This window comes from Veillonella montpellierensis, assembly GCF_947090115.1.
GTDB lineage: Bacteria > Bacillota > Negativicutes > Veillonellales > Veillonellaceae > Veillonella > Veillonella montpellierensis.
The window spans coordinates 45,312-67,068 of the sequence record NZ_CAMUMS010000007.1 but is presented as its reverse complement, the minus strand read 5'-3'; the positions used below and the strand labels follow the sequence as shown (position 1 = coordinate 67,068).

At 36.9% G+C, this 21,757-nt stretch carries 17 protein-coding genes; 2 read left to right on the top strand and 15 right to left on the bottom strand.

Features of this window, described 5'->3' with window-relative positions; genetic code table 11:
• Nucleotides 1-5 precede the first annotated feature (5 nt).
• The 15 genes from P6940_RS04855 to brnQ form a co-directional block, all read right to left on the bottom strand.
• Nucleotides 6-983, bottom strand: a complete 978-nt coding sequence (locus P6940_RS04855) for a biotin--[acetyl-CoA-carboxylase] ligase (RefSeq protein WP_028258135.1) — start codon at nucleotides 981-983, stop codon at nucleotides 6-8.
• Between the two features lie 561 nt (nucleotides 984-1,544).
• Complete coding sequence (gene ftsH, locus P6940_RS04850) at nucleotides 1,545-3,467, bottom strand: ATP-dependent zinc metalloprotease FtsH (protein ID WP_277293374.1); 1,923 nt, start codon at nucleotides 3,465-3,467, stop codon at nucleotides 1,545-1,547.
• 157 nt (nucleotides 3,468-3,624) lie between these two features.
• A complete protein-coding gene (gene hpt / locus P6940_RS04845) occupies nucleotides 3,625-4,170 on the bottom strand; it encodes a hypoxanthine phosphoribosyltransferase (RefSeq protein ID WP_277293373.1) in 546 nt (181 codons plus the stop codon).
• Nucleotides 4,160-5,677, bottom strand: a complete 1,518-nt coding sequence (gene tilS, locus P6940_RS04840) for a tRNA lysidine(34) synthetase TilS (RefSeq protein ID WP_277293372.1) — start codon at nucleotides 5,675-5,677, stop codon at nucleotides 4,160-4,162. The genes hpt and tilS overlap by 11 nt, the downstream gene beginning before the upstream one ends.
• A gap of 224 nt (nucleotides 5,678-5,901) precedes the next feature.
• Nucleotides 5,902-6,810, bottom strand: a complete 909-nt coding sequence (locus P6940_RS04835) for a phosphatase (protein ID WP_277293371.1) — start codon at nucleotides 6,808-6,810, stop codon at nucleotides 5,902-5,904.
• Between the two features lie 187 nt (nucleotides 6,811-6,997).
• Complete coding sequence (locus P6940_RS04830; RefSeq protein WP_277293370.1) at nucleotides 6,998-7,474, bottom strand: S1 RNA-binding domain-containing protein; 477 nt, start codon at nucleotides 7,472-7,474, stop codon at nucleotides 6,998-7,000.
• Nucleotides 7,475-7,715: 241 nt separating this feature from the next.
• Nucleotides 7,716-9,326 (bottom strand): CTP synthase, encoded by a 1,611-nt coding sequence (locus P6940_RS04825; protein ID WP_277293369.1) that lies wholly within the window; start codon nucleotides 9,324-9,326, stop codon nucleotides 7,716-7,718.
• Nucleotides 9,327-9,488: 162 nt separating this feature from the next.
• Complete coding sequence (argS, locus tag P6940_RS04820; protein ID WP_277293368.1) at nucleotides 9,489-11,153, bottom strand: arginine--tRNA ligase; 1,665 nt, start codon at nucleotides 11,151-11,153, stop codon at nucleotides 9,489-9,491.
• Complete coding sequence (locus P6940_RS04815; RefSeq protein WP_028258128.1) at nucleotides 11,119-11,577, bottom strand: DUF1934 domain-containing protein; 459 nt, start codon at nucleotides 11,575-11,577, stop codon at nucleotides 11,119-11,121. The genes argS and P6940_RS04815 overlap by 35 nt, the downstream gene beginning before the upstream one ends.
• Before the next feature lie 172 nt (nucleotides 11,578-11,749).
• Nucleotides 11,750-12,013: a GIY-YIG nuclease family protein gene (locus tag P6940_RS04810; protein ID WP_277287909.1), complete on the bottom strand. Its 264-nt coding sequence runs from the start codon at nucleotides 12,011-12,013 to the stop codon at nucleotides 11,750-11,752.
• A 76-nt stretch (nucleotides 12,014-12,089) separates the two neighbouring features.
• On the bottom strand, nucleotides 12,090-12,644 hold the full coding sequence (locus P6940_RS04805) for a peptidylprolyl isomerase (protein WP_423839113.1): 555 nt from the start codon (nucleotides 12,642-12,644) through the stop codon (nucleotides 12,090-12,092).
• 150 nt (nucleotides 12,645-12,794) lie between these two features.
• Nucleotides 12,795-13,574, bottom strand: a complete 780-nt coding sequence (locus P6940_RS04800; protein WP_277293366.1) for an HAD family hydrolase — start codon at nucleotides 13,572-13,574, stop codon at nucleotides 12,795-12,797.
• 15 nt (nucleotides 13,575-13,589) lie between these two features.
• Nucleotides 13,590-13,832 (bottom strand): DUF1653 domain-containing protein, encoded by a 243-nt coding sequence (locus tag P6940_RS04795; protein ID WP_028258124.1) that lies wholly within the window; start codon nucleotides 13,830-13,832, stop codon nucleotides 13,590-13,592.
• Between the two features lie 620 nt (nucleotides 13,833-14,452).
• Nucleotides 14,453-15,520 carry an iron-containing alcohol dehydrogenase family protein gene (locus P6940_RS04790; protein ID WP_277293365.1) on the bottom strand — a complete coding sequence of 356 codons (1,068 nt, stop codon included), beginning with the start codon at nucleotides 15,518-15,520 and terminating at the stop codon, nucleotides 14,453-14,455.
• A complete protein-coding gene (brnQ, locus tag P6940_RS04785) occupies nucleotides 15,520-16,875 on the bottom strand; it encodes a branched-chain amino acid transport system II carrier protein (protein WP_277293364.1) in 1,356 nt (451 codons plus the stop codon). Before brnQ ends, P6940_RS04790 begins: the two co-directional genes overlap by 1 nt.
• Nucleotides 16,876-18,263: 1,388 nt before the next feature.
• On the opposite strand from brnQ, the gene P6940_RS04780 reads away from it, so the two are divergent.
• Both P6940_RS04780 and P6940_RS04775 read left to right on the top strand, forming a co-directional pair.
• Nucleotides 18,264-19,397, top strand: coding sequence for an Ldh family oxidoreductase (locus tag P6940_RS04780; RefSeq protein ID WP_277293363.1), 1,134 nt, complete (start codon nucleotides 18,264-18,266; stop codon nucleotides 19,395-19,397).
• Between the two features lie 410 nt (nucleotides 19,398-19,807).
• Nucleotides 19,808-21,439: an L-lactate permease gene (locus tag P6940_RS04775; RefSeq protein WP_277293401.1), complete on the top strand. Its 1,632-nt coding sequence runs from the start codon at nucleotides 19,808-19,810 to the stop codon at nucleotides 21,437-21,439.
• The last annotated feature ends 318 nt before the right edge of the window (nucleotides 21,440-21,757 follow it).

Sequence of the window (21,757 nt, the reverse complement as noted above, 5' to 3'; positions counted from 1 at the left end):
TCCTCCTATTTCATAGCTGGTCGTATAGATACATCACCTGCTATAATACGTTCTGTTTTGCCATTTGGCAAGCGAACTATTAAATTACCATCTCGGTCGATATCGATAGCATGACCTACATAGGTATTACCTGGGGCTCTAACTTCTACATCTTGATGCAATGTAACACTTAACTGTTTCCACTCTTCAAGAGTCGTATCAAATCCACCACTAACCACTTTATTATACTGATTTTCTAGTTCTTGTAAAATAGTTTGTAACGCAACCTTGCGATCAACCGTTACACCTTCCATCGCAAATGACGTAGCAATATCCTTAATATCTTCAGGCAGTTCACTTTTTTCCACACTAATATTAATCCCCATGCCCATAATGATATAGGAAATTTCTTCCATAGTGCCACTCATTTCTGTTAAAATGCCAACTATTTTTTTTCCTTTCACTAAAATGTCATTAGGCCATTTTATACCAGCTGCTTCTAGTCCTAATGCATGAAAAGCTTTTGTTAACGCTACTGCAGCCATTAACGTACATTTAGGCGCTTCTATGGGTGAAAATTTAGGGCGCAAAATTAAACTCATCCATATACCTTTGCCATAAGGAGAAAACCAACCTCGTGTCAAGCGACCTCTCCCTGCTGATTGCGTTTCCGCCACCACAATTGTCCCCTCTGGTGCACCTTCTTGTGCCAATAATTTAGCTTCACGATTCGATGAATCAGTACTATCCATGTATATATAATGTTGACCAAAGTACTTTGTATGTAAATCTTTTTGTACATCGCTAGGTCTTAGTAGATCTGGTTCTTCTATAAGACGATATCCTTTTTTAGTAAAAGACTCAATTACATACCCCTTATCGCGTAATGCTTTAATATGTTTCCAAATTGCTGTTCTAGATACATGACACGTGTTCGACATATCTTGTCCAGATACAAATTCTCCATTCTTAGCTCTTAATAGATCTAAAACCATGTCTCTCATAATACCCCTCCTTTTTGTCAACTTAAGTTTACAATACGATTCTACAATAAAATAGAAATGTAAATCAAGTTTTTATGGAATGATAGACTCCTATTCATAGGAAATTATATAAATTGTATCCTGTCCTATGCCTTACCAGTTATCACCACTATTAGAAATCGCCCCAAATATATATCTATGCGCAATAGAAAAATAAACCTTTCCCCTATAACGACTATCTAGAATAGTAACCTCCTTACAATGTTTCACATATCTATGTATAGATATGTGAAATGAATCGTAACACACGCCTTAATAGGCCTACAGACTATCTAGTACACTTGCCTATATCTATATTTATATCATTGCTTACGTCCCATCACTGTCAATAACATTGACTACTAGTAATACAATCCATTAAATCTACACAAGTAGATTATGTCATTTATAGTGATACGTTCTACATCTAATTGACATTCTATGAATGGCACATATAAAAAAGACTATCTCTATATGATAGTATCATATAGAGATAGTCTTTTTAAGAACAATAATTTATATTCATAGCCCAATGACTCATGCTTATGATTTATCTACCTCTGATGTAGTGTCTTTTAATACACCAGGTGTAATAATTTCTTTAGGCACTACTATGCCCGCTTCTTCTAATGCATGTTTAGCATCTTTCGATTCATCTACCTCTGGCGATGTAACAGTACCATACTTATACAAATTTTCCACCTGTGTATGATCAATCGTTTCTTCTTCTAATAAAGCATGCGCCATATTATGTAAGAAGTCAATATTATTCGCTAATAATTCCATTACATCATTATAGGCATCAGCTACCATAGCATGCATTTCTTTATCAATTTTTTCCGCCACTGCTTCACCATAATTTCGTTCATGGCCTAAATTACGTCCCAAGAATACTTGCTCTTGATGTTCACCAAATACCATTGGTCCTAATTCATCACTCATACCCAAACGAGTAATCATTGTCCGAGCAATGTTGGTCACCTGTTGTAAATCATTAGAAGCGCCACTACTAATTTCATGTAAAATAAGGGCTTCTGCACAACGTCCCCCCAAAGCTACACGAATATCCGCCAAATATTGAGAACGCGTTTTAAAGTTTACTTCTTCCTCTGGCAACATTAATGTATAACCACCGGCACCACCGCGTGGAATAATCGTTACTTTATGGACTGGATCTGCCTCTGGTAATAAATGAGCCACAATGGCATGTCCTGATTCATGATACGCTGTTAATCGACGTTCTTTTTCATTCACAATATGACTGCGCTTTTCAGGGCCCATCATAACTTTTTCACTAGCTTCTTCCAACTCATCCATAGAAATAATTTTTTTATTGTGACGAGCTGCTAATAAAGCTGCTTCATTTAGCAAGTTACTCAAATCAGCTCCTGTAAATCCAGGTGTCTTACGAGCAATCACTTTCAAATCAATATCATCGGCTAATGGTTTATTTTTAGCGTGTACATGTAAAATGGCTTCACGACCACGCAAGTCGGGACGACCTACAGTAATTTGGCGATCGAATCGACCCGGGCGCAATAATGCAGGATCTAAAATATCAGGACGGTTAGTAGCTGCTACAGTAATAATACCTTCATTCGCACCAAACCCATCCATTTCTACCAATAATTGATTCAATGTTTGTTCTCGTTCATCATGACCGCCACCTAACCCGGCGCCACGTTGACGACCAACTGCATCAATTTCATCAATAAAGATGATGCAAGGTGCATTTTTTTTAGCTTGCATGAACAAGTCACGCACACGAGAAGCTCCAACGCCGACAAACATTTCCACAAAATCAGATCCAGAAATGCTAAAGAAAGGAACGCCCGCTTCACCAGCTACTGCTTTAGCCAATAAGGTTTTACCAGTCCCTGGAGGGCCAAATAGTAACACCCCTTTAGGAATCTTGGCTCCGATGGCATTAAACTTTGCTGGATTACGCAAGAAATCAACAACTTCTTGTAATTCCTGTTTTGCCTCATCAGCACCGGCCACATCTTTGAACGTAACATTCGTATTACCTTCCATCATTTTGGCTTTACTTTTACCAAAATTCATAATACGGCCACCGCCACCTTGCGTCTGTTGCATGATAAAAAACCAAACAGCTACTAACAACACGATTGGCAAAATGGATGTTAATAAACTCATCCATATAGATGGTTGTTCCGGTGGTTTTGCTGTAATTTCTACGCCATTTTCTGTTAATTGTTGAATCAACGTAGCATCTGTCGGTGCATAAGTTGTAAATTCCGTACCATTATTTTTTAATTTACCAATAATCGAGTGATTATCTGTAATGGAAACACTTTCTACATTCTTTGTTTTTACTTGTTGCATAAAACCAGAATAACTAATCTCTGGTTTATTAGAAGTAGAGCTAGCAAACATGTCTATAGCTGCTACCGCTGCTACAATAATCAGTAAATACAAAAGGACATTTTTTGTAAATCGGCCCAATGTATGACTCCTTTCATTATTATACTTGTTATATCATTTTACTATCTATCTCATAAATTATGCAGATATACCTTTTGCTATTGTATCACATTTGATAGAACTAGACAATCAAGATAGTAGTGTTCACTCTAGTAAAAGCTATGCTGGTAGATAGTACTTATTGATATATTTCTTCTTTCAAAATACCAATATACGGCAACTGACGATAGCGTTCTGCATAATCTAAACCATAGCCAATCACGAAATAATCTGGCACAGTAAATCCATTGTAGTCTACATGTACTTCCACTTTACGCCGTTCTGGTTTATTTAATAAGGTTGCTAATTTTACAGACTTAGCTTGACGAGCTTTCAAGTTATCTAATAGATAATGCAATGTAGTGCCTGTATCCACAATATCCTCTACTACTAACACATGTTTGCCTTCAACGGATCGATCTAAATCTTTCATAATCCGTACTTCTCCACTACTAACAGTGCCATTACCATAGCTAGAACAAGAAATAAAGTCTAGCAATACATCTACATCATTACCAATGGCGCGAATTAAATCCGTATAAAATACAACGGCCCCTTTAAGGACACAGACAAGTACAAGTTCTTCTCCTTTATAGTCTTGAGAAATCGCCTCCCCTAATTCTTGTACCCGTTTTTTTATTTCTTCTTCTGATAATAGTACTTTTTTCACATCGTTATGTAACATTATGATCCGTCTCCTTAATGGTTCCTACATAGTATGCGCTCGCAGTGCTATCAACTACGCGTAGTGCACAATTGTTTCTATAAGGCAATACCAATTGATGTCCAATCGCTATAAAATATAACACATCCCTCTTTGAGGTCGGTATTTTTCTATCAATTAAATAGGACTTTAATTTTTTACTACCAATTCGTTGTCCCTGTCCATTTAATAAAATAATACGATCACCTGGTGCACGATGCCGTATTGTAATCGCATCCGTTACCCACTCATAAGGTATACAAAATTGATTATTATCTAACATGCTAGGCGCAGTATCTTGTATACACACCTTCTCAATGGTCACTAGTTGCTGCACGCTAGACTTGAAAACCTCATCAACAACAGAGGCAACACCGATTACTATTTTATCATATTGCGCTACAACTTTCATCTGTCCTATAGCAAAAACTTTTACTTCTTTACTACCTAGTAACGTACATAGTTGCTTTTCATGCACTTCTTCCAAACGACGAGCCACCAGCTCTCCATCGATAGAGGCCGTTTTAATCATGGAAAACGCTCGCCGCCACACATAGGGCAACATCGCTCTATCCAACTGACGCATACCAGTTTTTGATAAACTAATGTAGGAACAACTTTCTAGCGGATACGCATCATGTTGCTGCTGCCCTATCGCTCGTTTCTCATGGAAGGGTAAGGCATCGCTATCCGTAGTAGTACTATTCCTATGTCTATCATTTTTTTCTTGATCCGATAGCAATACACATGCTTCTAACGCTTCTTGCGCTCTTTTATCGATATACATATAGGCCTGTTGTGCCAAGTGACCTAATCGAAGTATGGCATCCACCGCCTTTGGGTTTATCGTTTCCATAGGGGGGAGCACGTCCCAACGTATGCGATTACGCGTATACTGCGTATCAAAGTTAGAGTGATCGATTACATAGGGAATATGATGCGCTTCTACATATTCCACCAGTTCTTCTTTTGTCACATCTAACAACGGTCGTATGATGGGGATTCCACTCACTGAATCGGTGCGATATTTCATACCTTGCAAGCCATTGAGTCCGCAACCACGTATCATATGCGCCAGTATCGTTTCCGCTTGATCGCGCTTATGATGAGCAACGGCAATACAGTCATACTCATGAAGAGTAGCAATGTCTTGAAAGATTTTATAGCGCATAATGCGTCCCATTTCTTCGATGGAAAGTCCCTTTTTTTCTGCCAACGACGTAATGTCTACGGACTGTCCATAAAAGTCCCAGCCTTCTTTCTGTGCTATTCTTTCTACCAAGGAGAGTTCCTCGCCACTTTCTAAGCGCAACTGATGATCTAGAGTCACAACGCCTATATGACACTGTGGATATAGTTCTTGTAGTATATATAAGAGCCCCATTGAGTCTGGTCCTCCAGAACAGGCCACTAATATACGTGACACTTGATCGAATAAATGCTCTCTTTCACAAGTATGACGAATTGTTTCCACGCAAAGCTGAACCATATATACAAAACCCCACTTTCTCTAATCATCTACTACGCCCATCACATCTATCAAATCCTTATAGAAGAACAGACTATAGCAACGATATACTCTCATACACGCGTTGGCTACTATCAGTATCGTATCTATGTTATGTACATACGCTTTTCTTGATACATCACGTCTATCGGATATGACAGTTCACGATGAAAGTATCACTTTATGCACGACACACTATACATTCATCATAACTCATACAAAGATGCTTGTATGCCTTCCATACCATCTGTATCACTAATATATATTGCTGAAATGCCGTAAAAATCTAAAAATGATGTAATAATCTCTCCGCCGCTCACAATAATATCTGCTCTGCCTTCTGGTAATCCTACCACTTGTCTTCTTTCTTCCATAGACATATATCTAAGTCTCATGACAAGGCCTTCTATCGTTTCTCGACTCATCATATGTCCCTGAATACGTAAAGGATCATAGACATCCATTCCTACATCAATAGCCCCTAATGTGGTAGCAGTACCACCAATAGCAACAACCACGCCAAACGGTTCTTTCATCGGCATAGATAGCCACATACTTTGTGTTACTTCCCACACCGCTTGCGGTCCTTCTTCAGAAACCGATTGTAATCGTACTGCACCAGCCAAATATGATGTGCTCCACGCAACGCCCTGTATCGATCCTAAGGCCACTTCAGTGCTACCACCACCTACATCTATAAGGGCATGTTGCTTTCCATCCGGCAAATAGGTTTGCAAAGCGCCTTGAAATCCATAGTACGCTTCTTCCTCTCCCGTCAATATACGCGTATGCATCGGACAATAACTCTTCGCAATTGTCAAAAATGTCTTTCCATTCGTCGACTCTCGCACAGCACTAGTGGCAAATCCATATATATCACTAGCTCCATACATTTGCGCTAGCGTATAAATTTCTGAAAGTGCTTCAAAGCTAGCCTCCATGCGTTCTTTCTTCAAAGAACCATCCCTACGTCTATCGCCTAAGCGTGTAGTCCATAACTGCTTTGGTTCATTATGCCATACACCCTTTTGTAATGTACCTAATAATAAACGAATCGAATTAGACCCCATATCAACAATAGCGACTTTTTTACCTATACCATTTACATTCATCATACCCTACACCTAACAATTTAATCGATTGTCATACATATTAGTACGCTTCATTTACATTTAAATTAACTCAACATATTCCTTATGCATGAATTATCTATTATGTTTCTCTACTATCTACTAGCTCTATAACTCATTTGCTCATCCTATAACAAGAAAGAGATGACATCTAACTGTCACCTCTTGTTTATTAACCTCTACGGCCACCTCGACCGCCTCGTTTAGATTCGGTATTACGTTTTATATCGGTTAAACGCTCATCACTATCTTTCAAAAAGCGTTTCATTTTTTCTTCAAACGACAATTGACCGCTTCGACTCGCTGTTCGTTTTTTATCAAAGCTATCTCGCCGTAGGCCTTTATCCGTTACATACCCTCTTGTAGAAGTACTATCAAAGTTTCTAGCCGTTCCCTCTTCTTTAGCAGAAACCGTGTTTGGTTGTGTTTGTTTAATGGATAAACTGATTTTATTACCTTCCACCGTTAACACTTTTACTTTTACTTGATCGGTCACTTTTAAAAAATCATTAATATTCTCTACATATTCGTTAGAAACCTCAGAAATGTGAATCAGTCCTGTTTGTTTTTCTCCTAAATCTACAAAGGCACCAAATTTGGTAATTCCTGTTATTGTTCCTTCTAGAACATTGCCTACTTCAATAGCCATGCTAACTTCTTTCCTCCACAAGATTATACATCAATAATTCAGTTCTCAGCTTTCTCACTTTATAGTACATGACTACTAACTAAAAACTACTTGTTGTATCATTATAACGGTCTATAAAAAACATTGTCAATAATTACTTTTTCTATCTAACCAGTAGTAATTCGATGGTTTTCTCCATAAAAGAGCTATGAAAAATAGGACTATTCACGAATCAAAATAGTCCTATTATCTTTACAATACATTATTTCAAAGCAAGTATGGCATCTACAAACCCTTTAAATAAAGGATGTGCATGAGTTGGTCTGGATTTTAATTCTGGATGAAATTGAACGCCTACAAAGAATGGGTGATCTTTCACTTCCACACATTCTACTAAGCGACTATCGGGAGATGTACCAGATAATATTAATCCCGCTTCAGTCAATTGTTGACGATATTCATTATTAAACTCATAGCGATGACGATGACGTTCGTAAATTAAATCTTCTCCATATACTTCACGTACTTTTGTGCCTTCTACGGTTTTACAAGGATATAAACCTAATCGCAATGTACCACCTTTTTTATCTACGTCCACTTGATCTGGCATCAAGTCTATTACACAGTGCTTTGCACTTTCATCAAATTCACTAGATGTCGCACCAGTTAAGCCACATACATTGCGCGCAAATTCCATAACTGCCGATTGCATGCCTAAACATAGTCCTAAGTATGGTACTTTGTGTTCACGGGCATATTGAATCGTACGTATTTTGCCTTCCACACCGCGATGACCAAATCCACCAGGTACTACAATGCCATCACAATCTGCATAAATTTCTGCTAACTCATCTTGTGATGCATTATCTAGTTCTTCAGAGTCAATCCATTTAATATTGACTTTTGTGTCGGCCACAATACCTGCATGACCTAATGCCTCTACTACGGACAAATACGCATCATGTAGAGCTACATATTTACCCACTAAGGCCACCTGAATTTCTTGCGTAGGATTCAATATTTTGTCTACCATAGCTTGCCATTCAGTCATGTCTGCTGGTACGTCTTCTAATCCCATTTTTCTTACTACGATGCTATCTAGTCCTTCTTCTCGCATCATTAATGGCACTTCGTAAATACTGTTACAGGTCATGTTTTCAATAACCGCTTCTTTATCAATATCGCAGAATAAAGCCAACTTTTCTTTCATATCTTCCGTTAATCGTTTTTCTGCACGGCATACGATAATATCTGGCTGAATTCCAATGCTACGTAATTCTTTTACACTATGTTGTGTAGGCTTGGTTTTAAGTTCTCCTGCTGCCGATATATATGGTACTAACGTAACATGAATATATAATACATCATTACGGCCCACATCTTTTTTTACCTGACGAATGGCTTCCATAAATGGCAAGCTTTCAATATCCCCTACAGTACCGCCAATTTCAGTAATCACAAAATCGGCATTTTCTTCTTTTCCTACTTTATAGACATTTTCTTTAATCGCATTCGTAATATGAGGAATAACTTGTACCGTACTCCCTAAGTAATCGCCTTGACGTTCTTTATTAATAACAGACCAGTATACTTTCCCTGCCGTAACATTAGAGCGCTTTCCTAAATTAATATCAATAAATCGTTCATAGTGGCCTAAATCCAAATCGGTTTCTGCCCCATCGTCAGTAACAAAGACTTCACCGTGTTGATACGGACTCATGGTGCCAGGATCAATATTAATATAAGGATCAAATTTTTGAATTGTTACTTTATAACCACGATTCTTTAATAAACGACCTAACGAAGCTGCTGTAATTCCCTTTCCCAGAGAAGATACAACACCACCTGTTACAAAAATATACTTAGTTGCCATGATGCCTCCCAAAGCGAAAATTGAAACTATGTGAATATAATACTATGTCATTGTCATACATCAAATCTCATACATTTTATTATATACTAATTTTCTAAATTTGTTATCTCTAATTACCAATTAATCATTAGAATTCCTATGATACGTCGTAGAAAGTGCCATTTACATTTTTTCTGGTGCCGATACGCCTAATATATTAAGTCCATGCTCCAACACCAAAGCTATTGCCGTAATCAATCCTAAGCGTGCTTGTTGTAATTGGCTATCCACACCCATGATACGGCCTTGGCGATAGAATGAGTGGAACATACCCGCCAAATCATATAAATAACGAGAAATTCGATGTGGTGCTCGTAATTTAGCTGCCACCTGTACTTCCTCTTCGTAGGAGCCTAATTTTTTAATCAATTCTAATTCAGATTCCGCCGTTAATACGGTAAAATCAGTGTGATTCCAATCGCCATAAAAAATGCCTGCTTCACTAACTTGTCGATAAATACTGTGAATTCGTGCATGGGCATATTGTATATAGTACACAGGATTATCATTACTATGAGATGTTGCTAAATTAATATCAAAATCTAATTGACTATCTAAGGAACGCATTAAGAAAAAGTATCGCGCTGCATCAACGCCTACTTCTTCCATCAATTCATCGAGTGTAACGGATTCACCAGTCCGTTTCGACATTTTAACAAGTTGTCCATCACGGAATAATGCCACCATTTGTAACAACAATACGGTTAGTCGATTTGCATCAAAGCCAAAGGAGGACATAGCCGCTTTCACACGAGCCACATACCCATGATGATCAGCCCCCCAAATATTTATCATTTCTTTAAAGCCTCGTTGATATTTATTGCGATGGTATGCTATATCCGCTGCCAAATAAGTAGGTACCCCATTATCACGAATAACCACACGATCTTTGTCGTCACCATAGGCAGTAGAATTCAACCACAATGCACCTTCTTTTTCATAAATAGCGCCTTTGTCTTGTAATTCTTTAATGGCTGCCATCACATCTCCAGAATCATGCAATGTGCGTTCACTAAACCACTTATCAAAATGAACATTAAATTTTCCCAATGTATCTTTTAAAGCATCTAATTTTAATTTATATGCTTCTTCTTTAAAAAATGCATGCCGTTCTTCCACCGTCATGGCTGCTAATTGATTGCCATATGTGGCTAACAATGATTTAGCAGTATCCACAATATCTGCCCCACGATACCCATCTTCAGGAAATTCCACGCTATTACCCAACAATTCTTGATACCGTGCTTCCACTGATTTAGCTAAATTATTAATCTGATTGCCTGCGTCATTGATGTAATATTCTGCTTGCACATGATATCCACTAGCACGCAACAAATTTACCAATGCACTGCCGTAGGCAGCACCTCGGCCATGTCCCACATGCAATGGTCCCGTAGGGTTTGCACTTACATATTCAACTTGAATTGTATCAGTTTCACGAAGCGGTTGATTACCATATTCCTTACCTGTAGTTAATATATGTTTTAATGTGTCATATACTACATCAGATTGCAAGTAAAAGTTAATAAACCCTGCGCCAGCCACTTCTGTATGGTCTAACCAGTCAAACTTCATTTCTTCCATAATCGCTTCTGCAATCATTTTTGGATTTTTACGGGCCACACGTGCTGACTGCATGGCAATATTCGACGAAAAATCTCCAAACTCTTTTTGCGGTGGCACTTCTAGTACTACTTCTGGATACACACCTTCTGGTAAATGACCTTTTTGAATTGCTTGTTGTAAGGCTGTATTAATCCCTTCCTTTAGAATTTCTTTCATATCCATTTTCTGTATCCTCCCGCAATGTAATTGTTAATTGATTATAAAATTGCCATTCTCCATCTACTGAAATATCATATCCTAAGTGAACACTTCCTATGCCATCTTGAATAGATACATTAAACTCATGTGTATATACTGCCATATGAAGTTGTCCATATGGTGTTTGATATACAGATTCATGCTTTTCATTGAGCACATATTGATGACGCATATTGACATCACCGGTACGCAATAAAACAACGGAATTAGGATAGACTTTAATAGTTGTCTTAACGCCCTCTAATCCCGTAACTTCACTTTCATTATATATAATGTATTTTACACCTTGTCGCTCATAGTAACGACCCGATGAAATTAGTTCTACAACGGTGTCTTCGCCATCACGGTCTCGCTGAATACTTTTAACAGACACTAACACCTGTTTCATCCGATTCCTCCCTTGACCTATGGAAACCTACTTTTTTTACTTAATCTTTTATAGTATATCATATAATAGATGATTTGACTTCTATATCTTAGTTTCTTTTATACTTTCTATCACACCATCAACAGAATACATGATTGCCAACCTATCCACACCATCTCATATTTATACTGTATCACAAATCATCACCAGTAAACGTTTCGATCAGTTTTTCCTTCTCCTTACGAGAAAGTCGTTTAATCGCATATTCTTTTGCTTGTGCTTCACGCTTTGTAGAAAATACTGCATACCATACAAGCTGCACAGGTCGACGTATTCTCGTATATTTGGCACCACCTGCGATTACACCATTATGTGCTTTCATGCGGTGCTTTAAGTTTGTTGTCCATCCTGTATAATATGTATGATCACTACATTCCACTATATATGTATAATTCACGTTACTCCTATATAAGTATATATCAGTACTCTATTACATAATTATTCTTACAGGTCATACCTACTCATGTTGCTTATTACTTACTTGTTTTAGTCTCTGAAATTGGTTCTAAAACAATAGAGTTAATAATAACTGGCTTTGTCGGTTTATTTTGCTCATTAGTCGGTACTTTTCCAATGTTAATAACCACGTCCATACCTTGTACAACGACACCAAAAATAGTATGTTTATTCTCTAACCAATCCGTAGGTGCTAAGGTAATAAAAAATTGCGATCCCCCTGTGTTAGGGCCTCGATTAGCCATCGCTAACACACCCATTTGGTTAAAGTGCAAATCATTAGAAAACTCATCGGGTATTTCATAGCCAGGTCCGCCTGTACCATTGCCAGCCGGATCACCACCTTGAATCATAAATCCATCAATAACACGATGAAATGTAAGTCCCTTATAAAAGCCTTGCTTCACTAAATATTCAAAATTTTTCACCGTAATTGGTGCTTTGGACCCATATAAGCGAACTTTGAATGTTCCCATGTTTGTATTAAATGTAGCATAACTATCTGCTATTGGTTCTGGTGTAAAGTTAGGCATGCCCGTGCTTTCTACAGTGCCTTTTGACTGAACGCTCATCTGCGTTGTATTTAGACTACAAGCAGAACTTATCACGGCCATAATTACTAACATCATAACACATAAAATTTGTTTACTATTCATCATTATCCTTTACTAGTAGCCACGAAGGACCACTTGTACATTATCACTATCTATATCATCAAATATCTATGTATCGACCCATCCAAAATGTTGGCAAGCTTTCAAAATACCATCATCATCACAAGAAGCCGTTACATAATCTGCGGCCTTTTTTAACGGTTCTCTACCATTGCCCATGGCAATATTAGTCCATGCCGAATTAAACATAGATAAATCATTATAACCATCACCAAACACAACGACTTGATCCTCACGCATACCAAAATAATTAAGCATTTTATAAATGCCCCGTGATTTATCCATAGGTTCAAACAAAAGGCAGCCTTCACCATAACGGATTAATTTTTCTGTCATATGCGTAATTTGTTTAGCCTCTTCTTCTCCTGGTTTAAAAAATACATAAATTTTGTAAAACTGCTTTGATTGTCGATAATCATATGACGGATCAACAACAGTGTGAAATACATCCCATTCAGGATGCCATTTCAAAATTTCCTTATAAGGCGTAATGCGACGCAACTCATTACTGTCAGTAACCGCCCAGTACACATTTTTTTCTTCCAACATGGACAAGTAGTTAAGACATGTATCATGGGGTAAGCCTTGCATGCAATGTATTGTATTATCAATCGTAACACTATAGCCCCCATCTGCCACAAAATCTGTCAGCCCCAAGCGTGCCGCAAATCTAGCTGCATCCTTTTGAATACGGCCTGTAGCTAATGCCACACGATGCCCCGCTTGTTGCAATTGTGCCAATGCATATATAGTGCTATCAGGAATATGGCAATCTGGCCAAACAGCCAATGTATTATCCACGTCAAAAAAGAAAAGTTTTTGTTCCACAGTACCTCCTAATCGTTATCTCTCATCTCTTCCAGACAGCAGTTTAAACCTTTCTTTTTGAGTTACTTCTGGATATTTTTCATGATCCACTTCACTAGCAAACATAACTAACGGACGTATATAGGTTTTTCGTTCCCCATACAATTGTTGATATACTACAAAGGGTTCACCCGTTTCAGAATGAATAGCAATATTAGAAACATAATATAGCATTCCTTTAAAATGACGGTATAATCCTCCTACTACAATTTCATGCATATAAACCTCTCTATCATCACTGAATTATCACTATGCACAACTACACCAATAGATAGTTCTCTGCATATATAATATTTTAAGTTCCAATAATTTCTATTCATTATACTAACAAATTTTCCTAATTTTTTCTACTCCTCCTTGATACTCTTACTAGTAATTATTCACTAATTCTATAGCAGCTCCGCATAATGTGTTATACAATGAATTCTTTTCATAACTCCTATCTATGCAAAATGACACATCACTTAGCTTATTTGTATATTCTAATTAGATATTTCCTTTATGTAGTGAAAGATTCTTATATGAATAAAGTATTCTATATCTAACAACGTGGCGCCACATACTAGATACATAGTTCAAATACCCTCTTTTTTCTAAAACTACATAAAAAAATATATTCCCAGAAAGATAAAACCCTATTTAGGTCAGTAAATGAAAGTGTTTTCAGCTTTTTTGCAACACATTGTGTACACCCTTTAAAGTTCACAAAAAAAGATAAAATGCCGATGAAGCTAGGTATTTTCTAGCTCTATCAGCATTTAAAACAACGCGTTTTGTCCTATAACTCTAAAAATATGCCATCTAATAGAATCTCCATTAGATGGCATAAATCATATAAATTATACTCTTTCCAATTCATATATTGCTTTTTCCACAGCATCGCGTGTGACGGGGTAAGCACTCACATTCGTATCTGGTACAGCCATAGCTTTATCTAATATAGCTGGGATTGCGGCTACGTCTAGCTCCAAATCTCCCAAACACGTAGGCCATCCCATTTCTTTATAAATAGCAAGCCACGTATCTCGTTCTTCAATTTGTTTATCCAACGTTAAAAGCACAAGTACGCCATAAGAAACGATCTCCCCGTGTAAATGTCTTGTCTCCACCGTTTCAAAGGTAGACGCACCATAGCAAATAGCATGTGCCAAATTACTATTATATCCTTCTATCAAACACGTTGAGGCAATTCCAGTGGTTACAATAATGGCTAAACAAATCTGATCAAATGCCTCGGATCGTTCTTCTCGTTTAGCCGATTGTAAGGCAGCAACCCCATCTCGCTTAATAGGTTCTGAACATAGGCGCGATACAGTAACACCTAATTCAGACTCATAGGTTAATGCTTGCCCTCTAGAAGAAAATTCTGGTTCATAATGCTTAGCAATCGTATCTCCCATGCCGGCCCAAACAAATTTAACAGGCGCCTCTACTAATATTTGTGCATCAATAAAGCAATGAATTGCTTGGCGCTCCAAATAATAAGCATCGCGAAAGATATGATCTGGTGTATATGTAGCAGCTACCTTCGAAGTGGCTGCACAGGTTGACGCTACCGTAGGGAATGTAAAAAATGGTTTATTTCCAAGTCGCCCCGATACAATTTTCACAGTATCGATTGCGCGTCCCCCACCGATAGCAAAAAGTACATCCGCGCCTTGCACTTCTAGCATAGATGCAATTTCATCAGCTCGTTCATAGCAACATTCTTTACCATATACAATTTCACCAGTGATTTCCAAATCACTGTTCACTAAAATAGGTCGCAAAATAGGCATCGCCTTAGATAATGCTGTTTTTCCCCCAATAATACAAACACGTTTTCCCACAGGTCTTACAATATGTGGTACTGCTTCATATGCCTCATGACCACCAATCGTATAATTAGGTAAAAAATTAGTATTCATTAATTAGCCCTTCTCTCATTTCCACAATCTGTTCCATTTGTCATTGCTTTTACAATTAATCCAATAATAAAGCCTACAATGGCAAGTGGTAACCAATCCATGCCAACACTATGTAGTGGCACATATTCTTTAAATAAAAATTCTACTGTTGCTGGTGCAAAACCTGCTGTTTCCAAACCACTTACAACACCTGAAATCAAAGTAAATGCCATAGTTACGGTATACACACAGCGGCGTCCACCAAATATATTATGTGCTAGTGCCAAGAAAATAAGCACAATCGTCAATGGATATAAGAGCATTAAAATTGGAATTGCCGCAGAAATAATAGTTTTCAATCCATACATACTAACTACAAAAGATGCAATTGTAAAAATAACGGCATATGTTTTATATCCAATACGACCATAAATTTGATGGAAGTAACTAGCACATGATGTAATAAGTCCAATGCTAGTAGTCAAACAAGCCAATAGAACAATAACGGCTAAGATTACGGCCCCTAAGTTACCGAAAAAGTACTTCGCACTTTCAGCCAAAACAGGAGCTCCCGTTTCTAAAAGACCCAATTGCCCCACGCTAGTAGCACCGATATTACCAATAAATATATATACAAAGCCAAGTAGTCCTACGGCAATCATACCAGCTTTCATTGTAGATGCTGTAATTTCTTCGCGACTTGTAGCGCCACTCAACTTAACAAAATCAATCACTAAAATAGCAAATACCAGTGATGCCAATGCATCCATCGTGTTATAACCATCTAAAAAGCCTTGTACTGTAGCAATCATTGGTGTGGCATAGGCCTCTTGTGCTACATCATAGCTTCCCATAGGGCTTATTAAAGATTTTACAATGAGTAATAAAATGGCACATAGCAATAAAGGTGTTAACACTTTACCAATGCGATTTACTAATTTAGCAGGATTAATCGACAGCCATAAAGAAATCAAGAAAAACAATAATAGAAACCATGTTTCAAATGAATACATGCTGGCATCTAAAAAGGGTTTAACTGAAATTTCATAAGATACAGTCCCTGTACGAGGAATGGCGAACATAGGTCCAATGGCTAAATATAATAGCACTGTGTAAATTCGACCATACCAGGGATGAACTCGCCCTGCTAATTCATCAGTATTTTTACAGCCAGAATGGCCCATTGCCAATACACCTAATAGTGGAAGTCCTACACCAGTAAGTATAAAACCTATAATTGCCCACCACACATTAACACCTGCCTGTTGCCCTAAGGCGGCAGGGAAAATCAAATTGCCGGCGCCGAAAAACAAGGCGAACAGCATAAGTCCAATCGCCACATACGCACGGCCAGATAAATTTTGAGAACTTTTCATAACAATGCTCCTCTACAATAACACATATATGATTTACCACATAATCCCTACTTACTTAGAAAATAATGTCTATAACAACACATGTAAGAACATATGGAGTACGAATCATCTATTCTATCAACAGTAGTTATTTTATATAGTATAAACTAAAGTTTCACATATGACAATCTATAATGTATATCATAATCAAACTTTATAGTAGCATTGCATTCTATATCTTCACCAAATACTAATAAATATATGAATACTATATGCTAACGTATAGAGTACAGTTGCCTATTAAACTATGGAATTCTATCACTAATAGAATCCATCAAGATTCAATGTATGAATGATAGACCCAACGATTGTTGTGTATCATTAACACTATATTAGCTTCTTCATCATAGTATACGTTCAACCACAGCGTATAGTAGATATTCTCTATGGTTAGTCATAGATAATCAATATAATTTCATTATTATACATGCTACAACTTAACTGTAATTACGCACTAACAATTAAATATGATGCATGGGCTCATACCTACACCAACCATTACACGCTATTAAGTATCTCTTCTTACTTTTATATAATGCTTTACAACTATTCCTAGCACGTAAAACAGTTAATATAATAGCAGAACTTACGGTGGCATAATGATCACTTACCTCTATACTCAACCTTCAAGGATCTAAAATCATAAAATAAGCTGATGTATGTGGTTTATATACTCTATCACCAGCCTCTAAGTTTTATACTCCATCACATCATCTAACTAGTATCTCTATGTAATATATATATAGCTCAATTTCGCCATTCACTATTTAACTTATTGATAAATATATTTACTATACACTAAATTAATAGTTTTTCTTGAAATGAATTACATGTCGATATATTTAAGAAAGTAATGCCTGTACGGCAATACAGAGTTTTTATTCATTAATAAGAATAAAAATAACTTGATTTATATTTTTAAATATTTCTATATTCTGTATCAACTCTATAAGAATGTATTTTTATATTTGTCATCTATTTTAGGTATAATCTATGCAAAAAACTCATGTTTTTCATAAAAATGCACGTTGACAATACAAATAGTTAGATTACTTATAACTAAAATTCATCATTGAATTAACATTGATTAATTCTTACTTTCTCTTGAATAGTACCGTCTTTTTTTCGTCAAAACTGCTAGTTCTATGCATATTTAGTAAGGGAATTCACTGTCAAACACTATTCAATAATGTTGTGTTCTATGCTATACTGACATTGTCAATTGAAGGAAGCACGCAAGAGGCTATCATCTAATGTGGAGCGTTTAATTATAAACGATTAGTTGATATTTACATTTCTTGCCGTAGCATTCTAGGTACATTATTATATTTTGAAAAGAGGTTTTGACAATGGCTGGAAATATCGTTTATTTTCCTTATGAAACTCTAAAAAAACTTTCCATGGATGCATTCCAAAAATTCGGTTTCACTGAAAAAGAAGCTGACATCATTCAAGATGTACTTCTAACTTCCGACTTATTTGGTATTCAATCCCATGGTATGCAACGTATGGTTCGTTACCACAAAGGTATTACTTCTGGCTTGATTAAAATCGCCTCCAAAGGCAAAGTAGTTTTCGAAACTCCAATTTCTGCAGTTATCGACGGTGAAGATGGCATGGGTCAACTTATCGGTCACAAAGCTATGGAAATGGCTATCGAAAAAGCTAAAAAATCCGGTGTTGGTATCGTTTCTGTTCGTAATTCCAACCACTATGGTATCGCTGGTTACTACGCTAAAATGGCAAGTGACCAAGGCTTAATTGGTTTCTCTTGTACTAACTCCGAAGCAATCATGGTTCCAACTTATGCACGTAAAGCTATGTTAGGTTCTAATCCACTTGCTTGGACTGTACCTGCTGATCCAGTAGATTTCTTCTTTGACTGCTCTACAACTGTAGTAACTCGCGGTAAATTAGAAATGTACAACAAAATGGGTAAAGCTACTCCAGATGGTTGGGCTGTAAACAAAGATGGTGTTCCTTCTACTAATGCAGCTGAAGTATTAGGCAACATTTCTCGTCATGAAGGTGGCGGTATCTTACCTTTAGGCGGAGCTACTGAAATCTCTGGTTCCCATAAAGGTTATGGTAACGGTATGATTGCCGAATTATTCGCTTCCATTCTTTCTCAAGGTGGTACATCCAATAAATGTATGAAAGATGGTCGTTCCAACATTTGCCATGGTTTCATGGCTATTAACCCTGCATTCTTTGGTGACCCTGCTGAAATCAAAGCTCATTTCAGCACATTCTTACAAGAACTTCGTGATGCTCCTAAAGCTGACGGTCAACCTCGTATCTACACTCATGGTGAAAAAGAACATGAATCTGTAGCTCGCGTTCTTAAAGAAGGTGTGCCAATTATCGAAGGTACAATGGTAGAAGTTCAAGATCTTTGCAATGAATTAGGCTTAGACTTCAAATCATACTTTGGTGATTATGTACCAAAAGCACCTCAAACAATGTTTAAAGGTAACTACTAATACTATACGATAGCAGAAGTCATAAATTCAGCTATTATCTGAGTATACTTCTAATAAACGAGTATTATATACCAAACAGGGGAAATAAACTCAAGTTTATTTCCCCTTATTATTCTCATTTATGTTATGTTAGTATCGTGTAAAATATTACTAACTATAGGAATCAATAATATAATAACGTTTATTTAATTATAAACTGTATCTATAGTTAAATTTTTTTACTCACAGTGATAACTTTTTTTGCTATAGTCCATCAATTATTTAGAGGTATAGTATGTATCATGCGTATTATACCTACTGCTATTATTATGTGCCTATACAAATATGCCTATAGCCTTAAAGTAATTCACAAAGCGAATCTAATATATCGTATATATAAAAGTTTATATTTATTATGGAAAGGGTGAATTATCATGTCACTTATGGTATTAATTGCACTTATACCTATCATCTGGTTAGTGTTAGCACTGGCTATATTAAAAATTCCTGCATGGAAAGCTTGTTCTATCGCTGCTATCGTATCATTCATTATTGCTATAATACCTTCATTTTATGACAAAAGTCCTGCTATCATGCTATCAGGTGCAGCTGAAGGTGCCGCGCTTGCCATTTGGCCTATTCTACTAGTTATTACTGCTGCTATTTTTGCCTATAACCTAGTAGTGCATACGAAAGCTATGGAAACTATAAAAACTATGCTTTCTTCTGTAACTTCCGACAAACGTGTTCTCGCATTGTTATTAGTGTGGGGTTTCGGTAACTTTATGGAAGGTATGGCTGGTTTTGGTACCGCTGTAGCTATTCCTGCGGCTATGATGGTCGCTGTTGGCTTCAATCCATTAAAATCTATTGTAGCTTGCTTAGTTGCTAACTCTGTGCCAACAACATATGGTTCTATCGGTATTCCAACAACTACATTAGCTGCTTTGACAACACTTGATCCATTACATTTAGGTACATTCATTTCCGCTCAATTATTTATTCTAAATGTAATTACCCCATTCTTTATTGTAGCTATTATCGCTGGTGGTATCCGCGCTATTAAAGGCGTATTTACTATCACTTTACTATGTGGTTTTGCATTAGCTATTCCTCAATTACTTATTAATAAATTCATGGGCCCTGAATTATCTGTTATCGGTTCTTCCATCATAATCATGGCTATCATCATTATTATGGCCAAAATTATGCCTAACAATGAACCTGAATACCAAGTAGAAGCACCTACAACAAAAATTTCCTTCAAAGAAGGGTTAATTGCTACTTGCCCATTTATTTTAATTTTCTTATTGTTATTATGTACATCAAAATTAATTCCAGCTATCAATGGACCTTTAGCTTCCATTAAAACATCTGTGCCAATCTATCAAGGTGAAGGAGCTAAACCTTACACATTCGTTTGGATTGCCACTCCTGGTATTATGATTTTTATTTCCGCTTTCATCGGTGGTTTCGTACAAAAAGCAAAAGCAAGTGAAATATTTAATGTATTAGGAAATACTTTCAAAGGATTAAAATTCACATATATTACTATTATCGCCGTTGTTATTACTGCAAAATTAATGACATATAGCGGTATGACTATCGATATTGCGAATGCCTTAGTTGCTGCTACAGGCTCCTTGTATCCAGCATTTGCTCCTGTAGTTGGTGCCTTAGGTGCGTTCTTAACAGGTTCTGGTACAAATGCCAATGTACTATTTGGACCACTACAAATAGCCGCTGCTGCTCAATTAGATCCATCACATCCACATTTAGCACTTTGGTTAGCAGCTATTAACTCTGGTGCTGCTGGCATCGGCAAAATGTTCTCTCCTCAATCCATTGCTATCGCAATCGGCGCTGTAGGACCTGCACTTGCCGCATTTGTTAAAGAAAATAACATAAATGCCAGTGAAGCCGACAAACTAAACAAATCCATCGAAGCAAGTTCTATCATGCAAGCTGTAGTAGGATACTTCTTACTATTCTTAATTGCTGATGGATTAATTTCCTACTTTGGTCAACAAGTAGTATTCCATCTTTATGACATTCTTCTATAAGTAATACATAAAGAATAGATAAACTATACTAAATGATTCATAACTGCTAACGGTAGCAGATAGTTGATACTATCATCAGCTGTCTGCTACTTTTTTGCGCTCTATACCTACATGGTGATCATGTATTGTATCATGTACACCATCTTATGTTACATTAACTATCATGACTAGCTAACCTATTTCCTAGTATCATAAGTCTGCTATGTTACGTAATTAATTACACTCCTATGATACTTTTATGTATAGTATCATTACGATCACTATAACAAGAAGAAATACTATAGGCTTGGAGCCTATAGCATCCAAGCCTATCACGAT

Bases quoted from the DNA above. Each gene is read 5' to 3' on its own strand.
- P6940_RS04855 (WP_028258135.1), bottom strand. From the start codon at position 983: ATGAGAGACATGGTTTTAGATCTATTAAGAGCTAAGAATGGAGAATTT.
- hpt (WP_277293373.1), bottom strand. From the start codon at position 4,170: ATGTTACATAACGATGTGAAAAAAGTACTATTATCAGAAGAAGAAATA.
- tilS (WP_277293372.1), bottom strand. From the start codon at position 5,677: ATGGTTCAGCTTTGCGTGGAAACAATTCGTCATACTTGTGAAAGAGAG.
- P6940_RS04835 (WP_277293371.1), bottom strand. From the start codon at position 6,810: ATGATGAATGTAAATGGTATAGGTAAAAAAGTCGCTATTGTTGATATG.
- P6940_RS04830 (WP_277293370.1), bottom strand. From the start codon at position 7,474: ATGGCTATTGAAGTAGGCAATGTTCTAGAAGGAACAATAACAGGAATT.
- P6940_RS04825 (WP_277293369.1), bottom strand. From the start codon at position 9,326: ATGGCAACTAAGTATATTTTTGTAACAGGTGGTGTTGTATCTTCTCTG.
- argS (WP_277293368.1), bottom strand. From the start codon at position 11,153: ATGGATATGAAAGAAATTCTAAAGGAAGGGATTAATACAGCCTTACAA.
- P6940_RS04815 (WP_028258128.1), bottom strand. From the start codon at position 11,577: ATGAAACAGGTGTTAGTGTCTGTTAAAAGTATTCAGCGAGACCGTGAT.
- P6940_RS04805 (WP_423839113.1), bottom strand. From the start codon at position 12,644: ATGAGCGTTCAGTCAAAAGGCACTGTAGAAAGCACGGGCATGCCTAAC.
- P6940_RS04795 (WP_028258124.1), bottom strand. From the start codon at position 13,832: ATGCATGAAATTGTAGTAGGAGGATTATACCGTCATTTTAAAGGAATG.
- P6940_RS04790 (WP_277293365.1), bottom strand. From the start codon at position 15,520: ATGAATACTAATTTTTTACCTAATTATACGATTGGTGGTCATGAGGCA.
- brnQ (WP_277293364.1), bottom strand. From the start codon at position 16,875: ATGAAAAGTTCTCAAAATTTATCTGGCCGTGCGTATGTGGCGATTGGA.
- P6940_RS04780 (WP_277293363.1), top strand. From the start codon at position 18,264: ATGGCTGGAAATATCGTTTATTTTCCTTATGAAACTCTAAAAAAACTT.